Below are 15,186 nucleotides of genomic sequence, written 5' to 3'. Positions count from 1 at the left end.
CAGAATTGACGATAGGTTTACCGTACTAGCTTTGGAAACAAAGTCTGTCAAGAAAAGCTAGTCTCGACCGATTGCACGCAAAGGCAAAAAATTGCTTGCGAAAGCTCCTTCGCCCGCGGGCGCCGTCATAGGGTTGCGAGCAAGGCGCGCCGCTGCGTTTTCACACGCGGCGCGCGCATGGTCGGCGTGGTCGGGCGGTCAGGACGGCGTCCCCTCCAGCTCTTTTTCTTTTTCCGAATCGGTCGGCGTCGTCGCGGGCGGAGCCGATTCGCCGGCGCCGCCTTCCGCCGTCTGGCTGGCGAGATATTCGGCCAGCGCGCGCACCGTCGGATGATCGAAGACGACGGTCGAGGGAATAGAGACCGAGGCGCCGAATTGCCCGAGCAGGCGATTGCGCAGCTCCACCGCCATCAGCGAGTCCATGCCGAGCTCCAGGAATCGGCTGTCCGGCGCGGGCGGCTGCGCGAGCCCCAGAATATGCTGCAATTGCCCTTGCAGATGCTCGGTCAGGAAGTCGGCGCGCTGCTCCTCCGGCACTTTTTCGAGCTGCTTCAAAAAGGCGCCGTCGAAGGCCTGCGCCGCGGCGGCCTTGGGCAGCACATGCTCCAGCATGGGCGGGCGGGTCGGTCCCATCAGCTTGGCGATCCGCTGCCATTGGGCGCCGATGACGATCGCCTGCGCCGCGCCATGACGGATCATCTCCGCCATGGCCGAGAGCGCCATCGTCGGCTTCAAAGGCGTCAGCCCCTGCCTTCCGAGATTGACGCGCGCGGCCTCGCTCGCCGCCATGCCGGCGTCGGCCCAAGGCCCGTAATTCACGCTCGCCGCCGGCAGGCCCAGCGCATGGCGATGCGCCGCGAGGCCGTCGAGGAAGGCGTTGGCCGCCGCGTAATTCGCCTGCCCAGGCGAGCCGAGAACGGCCGACGCGGAGGAGAACATCACGAAGAGCTCCGGCGCGTCCTCGAGCGTCAAAAGATGCAGCAACCAGGCGCCGAGCGCTTTCGGCGCGAGGGTCTTCAGCACTTTTTCCGGCGTCTGCTGCGGGATCAGCGCATCGTCCAGCACGCCGGCCAGATGGAAGACGCCGCCGAGCGGCGGCCCGTCGCGCCGCACGCCCTCGAGCAGCGCGCGAAGGCTCGACTCGTCGCCGACATCGGCCGTGATGGCGTCGACCCGGCAATCATATTGCGCCGCGATCGCCGCGATCGCCTCTTTCGCGCTGTCGTCCGGCGGCCGGCGGCTCGTGAGCACGAGACGTCCAGCGCCCTGCTGCGCCAGAAATTCCGCCGTGCGCAGGCCGAGCGCGCCGAGGCCGCCGGTGACGAGATAGCTTCTATCGCGGCGGGGCTTGGGCGCCTCCGGCACGGTGAGCACGATCTTGCCGATATGACGGGCCTGCTGCATGCAGCGGAAGGCCGTTTTCGCCTCGGTGATCGGATAGGCCATGAAAGGCAGCGTCTGCAATTCGCCTCGACCGAGATCCTCGGCGAGCGAATCCAGCATTCGCTCGATGCGCGGAAGATCGTCGCGCATCACATCGTCCAGCGCCAATATGTGATAGGCGATGTCGGGCCGCGCCTTTGCCATCGCCTCGGCCGTCCATATGTCGCGCTTGGCGATCTCGATGAAGCGGCCGCCCTGCGCCGTCGCGCGCACCGTGGCGGCGACGAAGCCTTCGCTCGTCAGGCTGTTCAGCACGATATCGACGCCGGCGCCGCCTGTGTCCGCCAATATCTGGTCGGCGAAGTCGAGCGTGCGCGAGTCGTAGATATATTCGACGCCGAGATCGCGCAGCGTCTGCTGCTTGGGCGCGCTCGCCGTGGCGTAGACGATCGCCCCCGCCTTTTGCGCGAGCTGCACGGCCGCGAGGCCGACGCCGCCAGAGGCCGCATGGATCAGCACGCGCTCGCCCTTTTTCGGCAGCGCCCATTCATAGCCGAGCATGACGGTCAGCATGGCCGCCGGCAGCGTCGCCGCCTCCGCCGCGCCGACGCCCGCCGGCTGATGCGCGAGGAAGGGATAGGGCGTGTTCACCGCGGTCGCGAAAGCGCCGCCCGGCGCGAAGCCGAACACGCGATCGCCGATGGCGAAACCTTCGGCGTCTTCGCCCACCGCCGTCACCACGCCGGCCAGCTCGCCGCCGATCTCGCCCGGATCGCCGGGATAGAGGCCGAGGACGTTCAGAACGTCGCGGAAGTTCAAGCCGCCCGCGAGCGGACGCAGCTGGACATGCCCCGGCCCCGGCGGCGCGAAGCTCTCGGGCGCGAGGCGCAGATTGTCGATCGCGCCGCGCTCGCTCGGCTGCAGGCGATAATCCTGCGGCGGCGCCGCGAGCAATCCGCTGCGCGCCCAGGGCATCAGCCGTGGAGCCATGCATTTTTTCCGGCGCAGCGCGAATTCGGGCTCCGGCGCGCCGGAGAGCAGCGCATCGGCGAGGGATTGGATCGCTTCGGCGCTCCCATCCGTGTCGATCAGCGCGCAATGGGCGTCGGACTGCTCGGCGAGAATGGTGCGGCCGAGGCCCCAGATCGCCGATTGCGCCGGATCGACATTCTCGCTCGGATCGGCGGCGACGGCGCGCTCGGTGACGAGCCACAGCCCCCGCGCCGGCGCCGTCGCGCCCGGACCGACGAGATAGCGCGTCGCGCCGATGATTCCGTCGAGATTATTGGCGAGGCGAGCGCGTAGCGAGTCGGCCGTCTCGGTCTCGATCGGCCCGGCATGGCCGGTCGCCAGAAAGACGAGGGCGAAGGCGCTCTCGCCCGTTTCGGCGAGAGCGAGAAAGGCCTTGCGCCAATGTTCTGCGTCGCGCGGATCGAGCGTGAAGCCGTCGTCCCGCCGCTCATAGGCCGCGGCCGGGGCAATCGTGACGATGCGGCGTCCACGCTCGGCGAGCGTGGCGCGCAGAGCCGGCAGCCGCGGATGATCGGGCGCCGCGACGATGAGCGCGACTTCGGACGGCGTCGCCTCGGCGGCCGGCGCCGCGACGAGCGGCCGCTCGCGCCAGCTCAAGAGATGCAGCAATCGGCTGGCGTCGACGCCGAGGCCGCGCAGCAGCGCCTGACGCGGCGCGCGCTTGACGACGAAATCGTCTATGCCGCCGAGATAGCGTCCCTCGCCATCGACGAAGACGAGATCGAAAGCCTGCGTCTCGGAGCGCTCGTCGGCGTCGGCGCGCCAGCGCGCATGGCAGTAGAAGCGGCGCGGCATCTTCTCGCGCAGAGTGACGCGCTCGTAACGCAGCGGCAGGAACAGGCTGCCGTCGTCGGCCGCGGCCTCGGGCGCTGCGGCGAGCAGCACGGCGCCGGCGACGCCGGTGCAGAGATCGAGCAGCACCGGATGGATGGGCTCGCTCGAAATATGCTCGGAAAGCTCCTCGCCGGCCTGCAGCTCGCCCACCGCCTCGGGGCCTTCCGCCCAGAGCGCGCGCAGCGAGCCGGACCAGTTCGGCCCCCAGCGCAGCTCATTCTCCGCGAAGCCCTCGAAGAGACGTTGCGGCGGCATGGGCGACAGCCGGCCGATGATCGTGTCTATGGCCTCGGGCGCTTCGACGCCGATCGCGGTCTCGAGCTCCACGCTGCCGGAGGCGTTGAGCGACCAACTCGCGTCGCGATCGCCGCGCGGACGGCTGTGAACCTCGAATTTGCGCAGGCCCGGCGAGGCTTCCTCGCTCGCGCGCAGCGTCAATTGCACATCGCGCTGCTCCTCGCCGGTGAAGACGATCGGCTCGTAGAAGAACACCTCGCGCAGCTGCGCCGGCGCGCCGACGGCGGCGAGCGCCATGGAGGCGTAGGTGGCGCCGGGCACGACCATGGCGCCATAGATCACATGGTCCTCGAGCCAGGGCAGATGCTTCACGCTGAAGCAGGTCGCATAGAGAGTATCGCCCGAGGGGAGATCGCAGAGCGAGCCGAGCAGCGCGCCGGCGCCCGCCGCGCCGCCGCCACGCGCGACAATGGCGCGCGGCCAATATTTCTTGCGCTGGAACGGATATTTCGGAATGTCGACCTTGCTGCGCTTCCACGGCGCGTCGATCGCCGCGAAATCCGGCCGCGCGCCCGCGACATAGAGCTGGCCCAAGGCCTCCTCTATCTGCCGCGCGTCGGAGGAATCCCGGCGCAGCGAGGCGACCGCTTGCGGCGCGGGCCGCGCATCCGGCCAGGCGCGCAGCGACATGGCCGCGAGCACCGGCTGCGGGCCGATCTCCACCAGCACGCGGCAGCCCAGATCGGCGAGCGTCTGCACGCTCTGCGCGAATTGCACCGACTGGCGTGAATGACGACGCCAATATTGCGCGTCCAATCGCGTCTGCGCGTCCAGCGCCCGGCCGGTACGATTGCAGACGAGCGTATGCGTCAGCGTCTCGAAAGGCGTTTCTCCGGCGAAGGCCTCGAAAGCGTCGAGCGCCGGCTCCAGCAGCTCGGAATGGAAGGCGTGCGAGGTCTCCAGCTCTTCCGTGCGGCGCCCTTCGCCGCGGAAAGCCTCGACCAACGCTCGAACATCCTTCTGCGGACCGCTGATGACGATATTCGCGCCATTATAGGCGGCCACGGAGACGCGGGGATAGGACGAGAGCCGCGCCTCGACGAGGCCGGCCTCGGCGAAGACCGCCGCCATCGAGCCGCCGGCCGGCAGATCGCCGAACAGACGCCCGCGCTCGGCGAGCAGACGCGCGCCCTGCTCCAATGAAAAGGCGCCGGCGACGCAGGCGGCCGCATATTGGCCGACGCTATGGCCGAGCACGACGTCCGGCGTCATCCCCCAGCTGCGCCACAGGCGCGCGAGGCCCATCTCCAGCGCGAACAAGGCCGGCTGCGCATAGGATGTATGATTGATCGCGCCGTCCTCGCCGAACATCACCTCCAGCAACGGGCGCGACAGAATATCGCCGATCGCCGCGGCGCATTGGTCCAGCGTCTCCTTGAAGAGCGGCTGCGTCTCATAGAGCTCGCGGCCCATGCCGGCATATTGGCTGCCCTGTCCGGTGAACAGCCAGGCGGTCTTCGGCGGGTCCGCCGAAATGCCCGAGTGAAGTCCCGGCGCAGGACGCCCCTCGGCGAGCGCCGCCAGCAGCCGCGCGGCGTCGGCGCCATCCTGCGCGACGATCGCCGCCCTATGCTCGAGATGGGAGCGCGCCACGCCGGCCGTGTGGCAGATATCGGCGAAGGCGGCCACAGAGGGCAACGCCTCGACGCGCGCGGCATAGGACTGCGCCAGCGCCTGCAACGCCGGAGCGCTGCGCGCCGAGAGCGGCAGCAATTGCCAGGGACGCTCGGCCGGAGCGGCGTTCTCGCCCGCCGGAGCCGCGGCGGGAGCCGGCGCTTCCTCGAGGATCACATGGGCGTTGGTGCCCGAGAAGCCGAACGAGCTGACGCCGGCGCGCCGCTTGCGATCGGAGCGCGGCCAGGGGCGCGCCTCCGAAACGATTTTAAGCGGCAGCTCCTTCCACGGAATATGCGGCGAAGGCGTCTTGAAATGCAGATGCTTGGGCAGGAGCCCATGCTCCAGCGACAGCACCACCTTGATGACGCCGGCGACGCCCGCCGCGGCTTCCAAATGGCCGATATTCGTCTTGGCGGAGCCGATGAGCAAAGGCCGATCGGCCGGCCGTCCGGCGCCGAGCGCGGCGGCGGCGGCCTGCGCCTCGATGGGGTCGCCGAGCGAGGTGCCGGTGCCGTGGGCTTCGATATAATCGACATCCGCCGGGGCGAGGCCGGCCTGATCCAGCGCCGCGCGAATGACGCGCTGCTGCGCGCGGCCGTTCGGAACGGTGAGGCCGCTGGAGGCGCCGTCCTGATTGACGGCGCTGCCGCGCAGCACGGCGCGGATGCGGTCGCCGTCGCGCTCTGCGTCCGACAAGCGTTTCAGCACCAGCACGCCGACGCCCTCGCCGCGCGCATAGCCGTCCGCCGAAGCGTCGAAGGTCTTGCAGCGGCCGTCCGGCGAGAGCATGCGCGCGCGGCAGGCGGCGATCATCGTCGCTGGGCTGAGCAGCACATTGACGCCCGCGGCGAGCGACATGTCGCATTCGCCCGCGCGCAGGGCCTGGGCGGCCTCGTGCAGCGCGACGAGAGACGAAGAGCAGGCGGTGTCGATCGCCATCGCCGGACCTTCGAGCCCGAGCGAGAAGGCGACGCGGCCGGCGATCACATTGAGCGCATTGCCGGTGATGAAATAGGCCTGAATCTCCTCCGGCGAGCCCGCCAGAAGATGCGAATATTCATTGGCGCCGACGCCGACGAAGACGCCGGTGCGGCTGCGCGACAGTCCCGCCGGGCCGAGCCCCGCGTCCTCGAGCGCTTCCCACGCCGTCTCCAGCACGAGGCGTTGCTGCGGCTCCATCCACAGAGCCTCGCGCGGCGACACGCCGAACAGCTCGGAGTCGAAGAGATCGACCCCCTCCATATAGCCGCCGTTGCGCGTATAGACTTTGCCGGCCGCTTCGGGATCGGGATCATAGAGCTCGTCTATGTCGAAACGCTCGGACGGGGCCTCTCGTATGGCGTCGACGCCATGCGAAAGCAGATCCCAATAGGCGTCCGCGCCGCCAGCGCCGGGCAGGCGGCAGGCGAGGCCGACGATGGCGATCGGCTCGTCGGCGCGCAAAGTCTGGACGACGGGCGCGGCCTCGGCCTGCGCCTCATTCTGCAATCCGATGCGCGAGAGGAGGAAATCGGCGGCGTCGGTCAAGCGCGGATGGTCGATCGCCATGGTCGCCGGCAGCGTCTCGCCGAGGTCTTTTTCCAGCCGCTTGCGCAGCTCGATCGCCATCAGCGAATCCATGCCGAGATCGAAGAAGCCGGCCTCCTCGCGAATCTGCGCCGGGTCGAGACGCACCACCTCGGCCAGCACCTGCCGCATATGGTCGAGCAGCATGCGCTTGCGGCCCTCGGCCGGCGCCAGCAGCAGACGCTGCGCCAGCGCGCCGCCGCCGATGATCTGCTCCTCGCCCTCGGGCGTCTCTTTCTCCAGCTCCTTCATGAAGGCGCGCCGCGCCTGCAGCTGGAACACGGGCAGGAAGCGCGCCCAGTCGACGCGCGCCACGACGCCGCGGCCATCGGCGGATTCGAGCACCGCCTTCATGCCGTTCAGCGCCAGCTCGGAGGAGAGCTCGAGCACGCCGCGCTTGGCCAATTGCTCGCGCGCCGCCTCATCCGCCATGCCGGCGGACCAGGGGCCGAAATTCACGCTCGCGCCCGGCATTCCCTGGCGGCGCTGCCAGGCGGCGAGCGAGTCGAGGAAGCCATTGGCGGCGGCATAGGCCGTCTGGCCGAAGCTGCCCCACACAGAGGCGATGGAGGAGAAGGAGATGAAAAAGTCGAGCGACGCGCCTTCGAGCGCGCGCGTCAGCCGATAGGCGCCCCAGACCTTGCCGGCGAAGACTTTCTCTATGTGCTTTTGTTCGAGCGCGGTGAGGCGCGTCGCGTCGATCTCGCCGGCGGCGTGAATGACGCCGGCGAGCGGCGGCATGGACTCGCGGATGCGCTCCAGAATGCGCGCGACATCCGCCTCTGAGGAGACATCGCCCGGAATGACGCGCAGCTCGCAGCCCTCATAGCGCTCGCGCAGCGCCTCGAGACGCTGATGCGCGCGATCGTCCGGCGTGCGCCGGCTGGTGAGCGCGATGTGACGCGCGCCCTGCCCCGCGAGATAGGCGGCCGCTTCCAATCCCAGCGCGCCGAGGCCGCCGGTCACGAGATAGGTTTTTTCTGGCCCGATATCGAGCGGCCGCGCCGCCGCGATCGTCCGGCGGCGCAGGCGAACGATGAAGGTCTGTCCGCCGCGAATGGCGAATTGATCCTCGCTCTCGCGCGTCTCCGCGCGCAGAATATTCGCGCAGGCGCGCCAGTCGGCGGCCGACGCTTCGGCGGCGGGAAGATCGACCAGGCCGCCCCAGAGATCGGGATGCTCGAGCGCCAGCACCTTGCCGAAGCCGAAGGCGCAGCCCTGCGTCGGATCGATAGCGTCACTCTCGGCGACCGGCTGTGCGCCGCTCGTGACGAGGAAAATGGGCGTCTTCGCGCCCGAGGCCGCGAGAGCCTGGGCGAGACCGCAGGCGCCGGCCATCACGACGGACTCGAAGCGCTTCAGCGAGGCTTCGCCGAAGCCCTCGGGCGTATCGATATTGGTGAGGATCGCGACGCGCGTCGGCAGAGCGGCGGCGACGAGACGCGGGAAATCCGCGGCGGCGGCGAGATCGACGAAGCGCGCGGCGTGGCCGGCGCTGGTCAGCTCGTCCATGAGTGGACGCGCCGACGCTTCGCTGCAAGCGGTGACGAGCCAGGAATGCGCGCTCGTCGAGGGCGAGAAATCGCGGCCGGCGCGCTTGCTCCAGGCGAGCTCATAGAGATTTTCGGCGGTGTTCTGCGAGAAGCGCTCGCGCTGATAATGATCGTAGAGCGCCTGCAGAACGCGCTGCGTCGCGCCATTGTCGTCGGAAAGGCGCAGCCGGCCGCCGAGCTCCTCGAGCTGGCCATCCTCGATCATTTGCAGGATTTGCGAGTCGGCGCTCTTCTTGTCCTGCGCCGGCGCGCGCGTCTGCTTGAACCAGAAGCGTTTGCGCTGGAACGGATAGAGCGGCAGATCGACCTTTTTGCGCTTCCACGGCGCCTCGACGGCTTTGAAATCGATGCGCGCGCCGGCGACATAGAGCTGGCCCAAAGCCTCCTCGATCTGCCGAGCGTCGGAAGAGTCCCGGCGCAGCGAGGCGACCGGCTGCGGCGCCGGTGTCGCATCCGGCCAGGCGCGCAGCGCCATCGCCGCGAGCACCGGCTGCGGGCCGATCTCCAGCACGACGCGGCAGCCGAGGCTCGCCAGCGTCTGCACGCTCTGCGCGAATTGCACGGGCTGGCGCGAATGGCGACGCCAATATTGCGCGTCGAGCCGCGTCTGCGCGCCGAGCGCCTTGCCGCTGCGGTTGCAGACGAGCGTGCGCGTCAAATTCTCGAAGGGAATTTTTTCGGCGAAGGCTTCGAAAGCATCGAGCGCCGGCTCCAGCAGTTCCGAATGGAAAGCGTGCGAGGTCTCAAGCGCCTCGGCGCGTTTGCCTTCGCCGCGGAATTGCTCCGTCACCGCCAGAACATCCACCTGCGGGCCGCTGATGACGATATGCGCGCCATTATAGGCGGCGACCGAAACATGCGGATAGGCGGAAAGACGCGCCTCGACGGCGGCCGCCTCGGCGAAGATCGCCGCCATGGAGCCGCCCGCCGGCAATGCGCCGAACAAACGTCCGCGCTCGGCGAGGAGACGCGCGCCCTGTTCCAACGAAAAAGCGCCGGCGACGCAGGCCGCGGAATATTGGCCGACGCTGTGGCCGACCACCACATCCGGCGAGACGCCCCAGCTGCGCCACAGACGCGCGAGGCCCATCTCGAGCGCGAACAGCGCCGGTTGCGCGTAAGATGTGTGATTGATGGCGCCGTCCTCGGCGAACATCGCCTCGAGCAGCGGACGCGGCAGAATGTCCTTTATCGCCGCCGCGCATTCGTCGAGCGTGTCGCGGAAAATCGGCTGCGTCTCATAGAGCTCGCGGCCCATGCCGGCATATTGGCTGCCTTGGCCGGTGAAGAGCCATGCGGTCTTCGGCGGATCGGCCGAGACGCCCATGTGAACGCCCGGCGACGGACGCTCTTCGGCGAGCGCCGTGAGCAGCCGCGCCGCGCTCGCCGGATCTTCCGCCACGATCGCCGCGCGATGCTCGAGATGCGAGCGGCCGACGCCCGCCGTATAGCAGACATCCGCGAAGGCCGCGACCGAAGGCAGCGCCTCGACGCGCTCGGCATAGGCCTGCGCCAGCGCCTTCAGCGCCGGAGCGTTGCGCGCCGAAAACGGCAGCAGACGCCAGGGACGCTCGGGGATGCGCGCGGTCTCGTGCTGCGAGGCGGCAGGCGCGGGCGCCTCCTCGAGAATCACATGGGCGTTGGTGCCGGAAAAGCCGAAGGAGCTGACGCCGGCGCGCCGCGCGCGCTCGGAGCGCGGCCATTCGCGCGGCTCCGACACGACTTTCAGCGGCAGCTGCTTCCACGGAATATGCGGCGATGGCGTGCGGAAATTGAGATGTTTCGGCAGCAGCTCATGCTCGAGCGAGAGGACCACTTTCAGCACGCCGGCGACGCCGGCCGCGGCCTCGAGATGGCCGATATTGGTCTTGGCCGAGCCGATGAGCAGCGGCCTGTCCGCCGGGCGGCCTGCGCCGAGCGCGGCGGCCGCGGCCTGCGCCTCTATGGGATCGCCGAGCGATGTTCCCGTGCCATGCGCCTCGAGAAAGTCGATCTCGCCGGCGACGAGATTGGCCTGCTTCATCGCCTCGCGAATGACGCGCTGCTGCGCGCGGCCATTGGGGACGGTGAGGCCGCCCGAGGCGCCGTCCTGATTGACGGCGCTGCCGCGGATCAGCGCGCGAATGTTGTCGCCGTCGCGCAAAGCGTCGGATAGGCGCTTCAGCACTAAAATTCCGCAACCCTCGCCGCGCACATAGCCGTCGGCGGCGGCGTCGAAGGTCTTGCACTTCCCGTCCGGCGCGAGCATGCGCGCGCGGGAGAAGTTGATCATCGTGCCGACATTGTAGATGACGTTCACGCCGCCCGCGAGGGCGAGCTCGCATTCGCCGGCGCGCAGCGCCTGCGCGGCCTCGTGCAGCGTGACCAGCGAGGAGCTGCAGGCCGTGTCGATGGTGACGGCCGGCCCCTCGAAGCCGAGACGGAAGCTCACGCGTCCGGCGCAGGCGGCGGGCGAGGTGCCGGTGCCGAAATAGGCCTCGATGACCGCATAGCCCAGCTTGCCGGACAGCAGCGTCAGATAGTCATGCGTGCTGAGGCCGACGAACATGCCGGTGCGGCTGCCCTCGAGATCGGCGGGAGCTATGCCCGCATGCTCGATCGCGTGCCAGCTCGTCTCCAGCATCAGGCGATGTTGCGGATCCAGAAACTCCGCTTCGCGCGGCGACACGCCGAAAAATTGCGCGTCGAAATTGGCGACGTCGTCGGCAAAGCCGGCGCGACGAGTCGTCACCTTGCCGGCGGCGTCGGGATCGGGATCATAGAAAGCGTCGGCGTCCCAGCGGTCGGCCGGAATCGGCGAAACGCCGTCCCGCCCTTCGCTCAGCAGGCGCCAGAAGGCCTCGGCGTCGCGCGCGCCGGGCAGACGAGCGGCATAGCCGATGATGGCGATGGGCTCGGCGCGGGCGTCCTCGAGCTCGCGCACGCGGGCGCGCAGCGTTTCTATGGCGAGGAGCGCCTTCTTCTTGAAGTCGGCCTCGCTCACGAGCGTCTATCCATTTTGAGAACCGCGTCTATGCTGCCCTCGAGCAGCGCATCCAGAGCGGCGTCGTCGAGCAGGTCGATCTCCTGCTCGAGCGAGGCGCCTTCCCAGGCGATGGGCGGCGGAGGCTCCGGCTCCGGCTCGGCGGGCTTCATCCCCAGCGCCTCCTCGCGAATGAGCCGGGCGAGCGCCTCCACTGTCGGATGCTCGATCATCAGCGTCACCGGGAAGGAATGCTGGAAGGCGGCGGACAGCGCATTGCCGAGCTCGACGCCTTTCAGAGAGTCGATGCCGAGATCCATCAATGGCGTCTTCCAGCTGATGTTCTCGACGCCGCATTCGCGCTGCAGCCAATCGACGAGCTGGCGCTCCAGCACGCCCGGCTGCGTGAGCGGCTCGCCGGTGAAATCGATGGGCGCGACCCGCATGGTCGAGCGCCACTCGTGCAGCGTCGCGAGCGTTCCGTCCTCGAGCGCGGCGCGGCAGGCGGCGCGCTGGACCTTGCCGCTCGACGTCTTGGGCAGGCCGAAGGATTTGAGCAGCACGATGCGATGCAGCGCGACCTGATGCTCGCGGGCTGCCTCGCGCCGCATGGCCATGAAGACCTCGGCCGCATCGACGGAGCGCCAGGCGCTGCGGCGCAGCTCCTGCACGGCGACGAGGCGCACCGCGTCGCCCTCCTCGACGCCGAAGACGGCGCAGGAGGCCGGCTGCAAGGCCGGATGGCTCGCCTCGATCGTCTGCTCGAGATCCTGCGGATAATAATTGACGCCGCGAATGACGATCAGATCCTTGCGCCGCCCGGTGACGAAGAGCCGGCCCTCGCTCAGAAAGCCGAGATCGCCCGTGCGCATGAAGGGGCCTTCGCCCGCCGCCGTGCGCGCGCCGAATACAGCCGCCGATTCTTCCGGCTTGTTCCAATAGCCCTGGCCGACGCTGCCGCCGCCGACCCATATTTCGCCGACCTGCGAAGCCGACGCCTCGACGAAGGAGTCCGGGTCGACGATGCGGACATCGACGCCGAGCGCCGGCTCGCCGGAGCTCACCAGCGGCTTGCCGCGCGCATCCTCGGCGCCGCAGAAGACGACGCTGTCACTGCGTAGCGCGGACTCGTCGACCGCGCGAACGAGCGGCCGGACGGGACCGCGCTTGCCGGTGACGAGCAGCGTCGCCTCCGCGAGGCCGAAGGCCGGCGTCAGCGCCTCCGCACGGAAGCCGGCGGGCGCGAAAGTCTTTGCGAAATCATCGATCGTCGAGGCGCGCACGGGCTCCGCGCCATTCCAGGCGATCGTCCAGGAGGAGAGGTCGAGCCCCGCGACGCCATGCGCGCGGGCCGCCTCCACGCAGGCCTGATACGCGAAATTGGGACCGCCGCCGATCGTGCCACGATAGCGCGAGATGGCGCGCGGCCAGCGCAAGGGGCTCTGCACGAAGCTCGCCGGGCTCATGAGATAGACGGGACATCCGGCCCATGTCGGCGCCAGCGCGCCGGCGATGAGCCCCATATCGTGGAACAACGGCAGCCAGCTGACGAAGACCGAATCCGGCGTGGAGCCGAACCCGTCATGCAGCGCCATCAGATTGGCCGCCACATTGCCATGGCCGACCATCACGCCGGCCGGCGAGCGCGTCGAGCCGGATGTATATTGGAGGAAGGCCAGATCGCCAGCGGCGCGGGGAATGTCGCGCCAGTCGCCGCTCTCGTCGGCGAGCCCGTCGACGGCGATGATCTGCGTCGTCGCCGCTTCTCCCTCGGCGAGGCGGCGCTGCAGCAGCTCGACATGCTTTGCGGTGGTGAGGACGAGCTTGGCGCCGCTGTCGGAGACGATGAGCTCGAGCCGCCTGTCCTTGCCATGCGCGAGCGGCAGGGAGGCCGGCACGGCGGGCATGCCGGCGAGGAGACATCCATAGAAGGCCGCGAGAAAATCGAGGCAGGTCGGAAAGGCCAGCACCACGCGCTCGCCGGGCGCGCCGTGCTTTTGGAGAAAGGCGGCCATGGAGCGCGCCCGGCGATCGAGCTCGCCGAAGCTCCAGGATTGGCGGATTGCCAGATCGTCGTCGAGAAAGGCCGCCGCCAGCCGGTCGGGATAGGCGACGGCGTGACGCCGCAGCCGCTGTGTCGCAAGTTCCTCGACTTCGCTCAATGAATTCGTCGCGCCCATTTCGTCGCCCCCAACGCGCACGCGTCCGATCACGCCGCAGCTGCGGCATGGACGCTGTGTCGAATCTCGTCCGGCATTACGGCTTCGCCCCTCGTCGCCCCCCGCGACCGACGAAACCCGCTCGTCCCCTCATCTCACGCCGAAGCGATCATCTTCTTCAGCTTCAACGCGAGCCCCATATCGCCATCGACTTTCAATTTTCCGGCGAAGAACAGATCACGGCTGTCCACCTCTCCCTCGGCCATGCGGACGAAGTCGGCGGCGGCGACGCGGATCGTGCAATCGGCCTCCGCCTCGCCTTCGCACACGCCGGGATTGTCGGCTGTGAGATTGAGCACGAAGGTGCAGGCGCCATCGCCCTTCAGCACGAATTTATAGCGGGCGCCCAGAGAGCCGGCCTTGTCTCTGTGCGTGTCGATCATCTGGGCAGCCCGATCCAATATGTTCCTCACCGTGGGCATGCGCCCTCCTCGAATTCTCGAGCGCGCGACAAACGCTGCTCAGAGTCTTTTGAAAACGCGGGATTTTCAAAAAATCTGCTCCCGCTTTTTCGAAATCCCGCTCACGCGGGCTCGGCCTGAAATTCATCGATCTGCGCGAGCAGCCGCTCGTCCGGACCGGGAAAGGCCGTCGGCGGCTCTCCCTTCTCGATTCGAGACATTTCCCGCGTGTAGAGCTTCCTGAGCAAAATGATTGCCGCATCGGAGGCGCCGAGGCGATTTTTCGAACGATCGGGAATGATCCCTTGGCCCACCAGCACGATGCCGTCCTCGATGAGCAGGAGATCGGGCCGCGAGTCGATGTCTTCCCACCGCTTCTCGCCGGAGAGCACCGATCGAATCACCTCCTCCACCGGAGGCAAGGACGAAGCGACGTAGCGCATGCCCGAACGCACGCCCTCGGCGACGTCGCGGCCATCCTCGGGCGACAGATGCGCCGCGACGAGGAGAAAGAACATTTTGTGGCTGACGTCGTCGACCGGCACATTCCACAAGAAGCTCTTGAATCCGCGCAGCATGCCGGCGCCGGAGGTGAAATAGAGCATGTTCGGCATGAACAGCGCGAGCTTGCGCAAATAGCCGTTGGGAAAGGACGTATATTGCATCAGGCCGAATTCGGTCTCGAGCGCCGTGGCGGCGGGAATCTGCCCGGCGTTGGCTGCGTCCTGATAAATGCCCTCGGCATGCACCCAGCGCTGATGCACATCGTCGACCGTATTCTCGAGATCGTGGAAATAATTCCACTTTCGTAGCTCTACGACATGGAAATAGCCGCATTGCTCGAGCGACGGCCAGCGCGGCAGGGGCGGCGTCGGCGCGGGGCCGAAATAGACCCAGATCAGGCCGAAATATTCTTCGACAGGATAGCTGCGCACGCGCACTTTGGCGGCGAAGCTCTTGGGCTCGAAGGGCTGCTCGACGCATTGGCCGGTGGCGTCGATCTTCCAGCCGTGATAGCGGCAACGTATGCTGTCGCCCTCCACCTTGCCGACCGACATCACGAGTCCGCGATGCGGGCAGCGCCCGTCGATGACGCGCGCCACATTGTCCTCGCCCCGATAGAGCGTGAATTCTTCGCCCAGAATTTTCAGAGGCTTCGGATGCGCGACCGGAAGCTCCTCGGAGACGAAGACGGGTTGCCAGTAGCGCCGTAGCAATTCGCCCGCCGGGAGTCCGGGGCCTGTGTGCTCGAAGTCGACATGCGTCGATCCGCTCATTCTACTTTTTCCCAGAGATAGTTGGACAGAAAAACTCGTCGTCGT

4 protein-coding genes are annotated in these 15,186 nt (G+C 68.1%); all 4 read right to left on the bottom strand.

Features of this window, described 5'->3' with window-relative positions:
- Positions 1 to 198: 198 nt before the first annotated feature.
- The 4 genes from IY145_RS13800 to IY145_RS13785 all read right to left on the bottom strand — a co-directional run bounded on the left by IY145_RS13800 (position 199) and on the right by IY145_RS13785 (position 15,141).
- Positions 199 to 11,265, bottom strand: coding sequence for an SDR family NAD(P)-dependent oxidoreductase (locus IY145_RS13800; protein WP_312030590.1), 11,067 nt, complete (start codon positions 11,263 to 11,265; stop codon positions 199 to 201).
- Positions 11,262 to 13,406 (bottom strand): AMP-binding protein, encoded by a 2,145-nt coding sequence (locus IY145_RS13795; protein ID WP_196408726.1) that lies wholly within the window; start codon positions 13,404 to 13,406, stop codon positions 11,262 to 11,264. The genes IY145_RS13800 and IY145_RS13795 overlap by 4 nt, the downstream gene beginning before the upstream one ends.
- A 152-nt stretch (positions 13,407 to 13,558) precedes the next feature.
- Positions 13,559 to 13,885: an SCP2 sterol-binding domain-containing protein gene (locus tag IY145_RS13790; RefSeq protein WP_196408725.1), complete on the bottom strand. Its 327-nt coding sequence runs from the start codon at positions 13,883 to 13,885 to the stop codon at positions 13,559 to 13,561.
- A gap of 101 nt (positions 13,886 to 13,986) precedes the next feature.
- Positions 13,987 to 15,141, bottom strand: a complete 1,155-nt coding sequence (locus IY145_RS13785; RefSeq protein ID WP_196408724.1) for a Rieske 2Fe-2S domain-containing protein — start codon at positions 15,139 to 15,141, stop codon at positions 13,987 to 13,989.
- Positions 15,142 to 15,186: the final 45 nt, after the last annotated feature.

It is taken from the genome of Methylosinus sp. H3A (assembly GCF_015709455.1).
Classification (GTDB): Bacteria; Pseudomonadota; Alphaproteobacteria; order Rhizobiales; family Beijerinckiaceae; genus Methylosinus.
Note: the sequence above shows the minus strand (reverse complement) of the source record. Positions and strands in the feature narration are given on the sequence as shown.

Coding starts and splice junctions, on each gene's coding strand:
- IY145_RS13785 (WP_196408724.1), bottom strand. CDS start 15,141: ATGAGCGGATCGACGCATGTCGACTTCGAGCACACAGGCCCCGGACTC.
- IY145_RS13790 (WP_196408725.1), bottom strand. CDS start 13,885: ATGCCCACGGTGAGGAACATATTGGATCGGGCTGCCCAGATGATCGAC.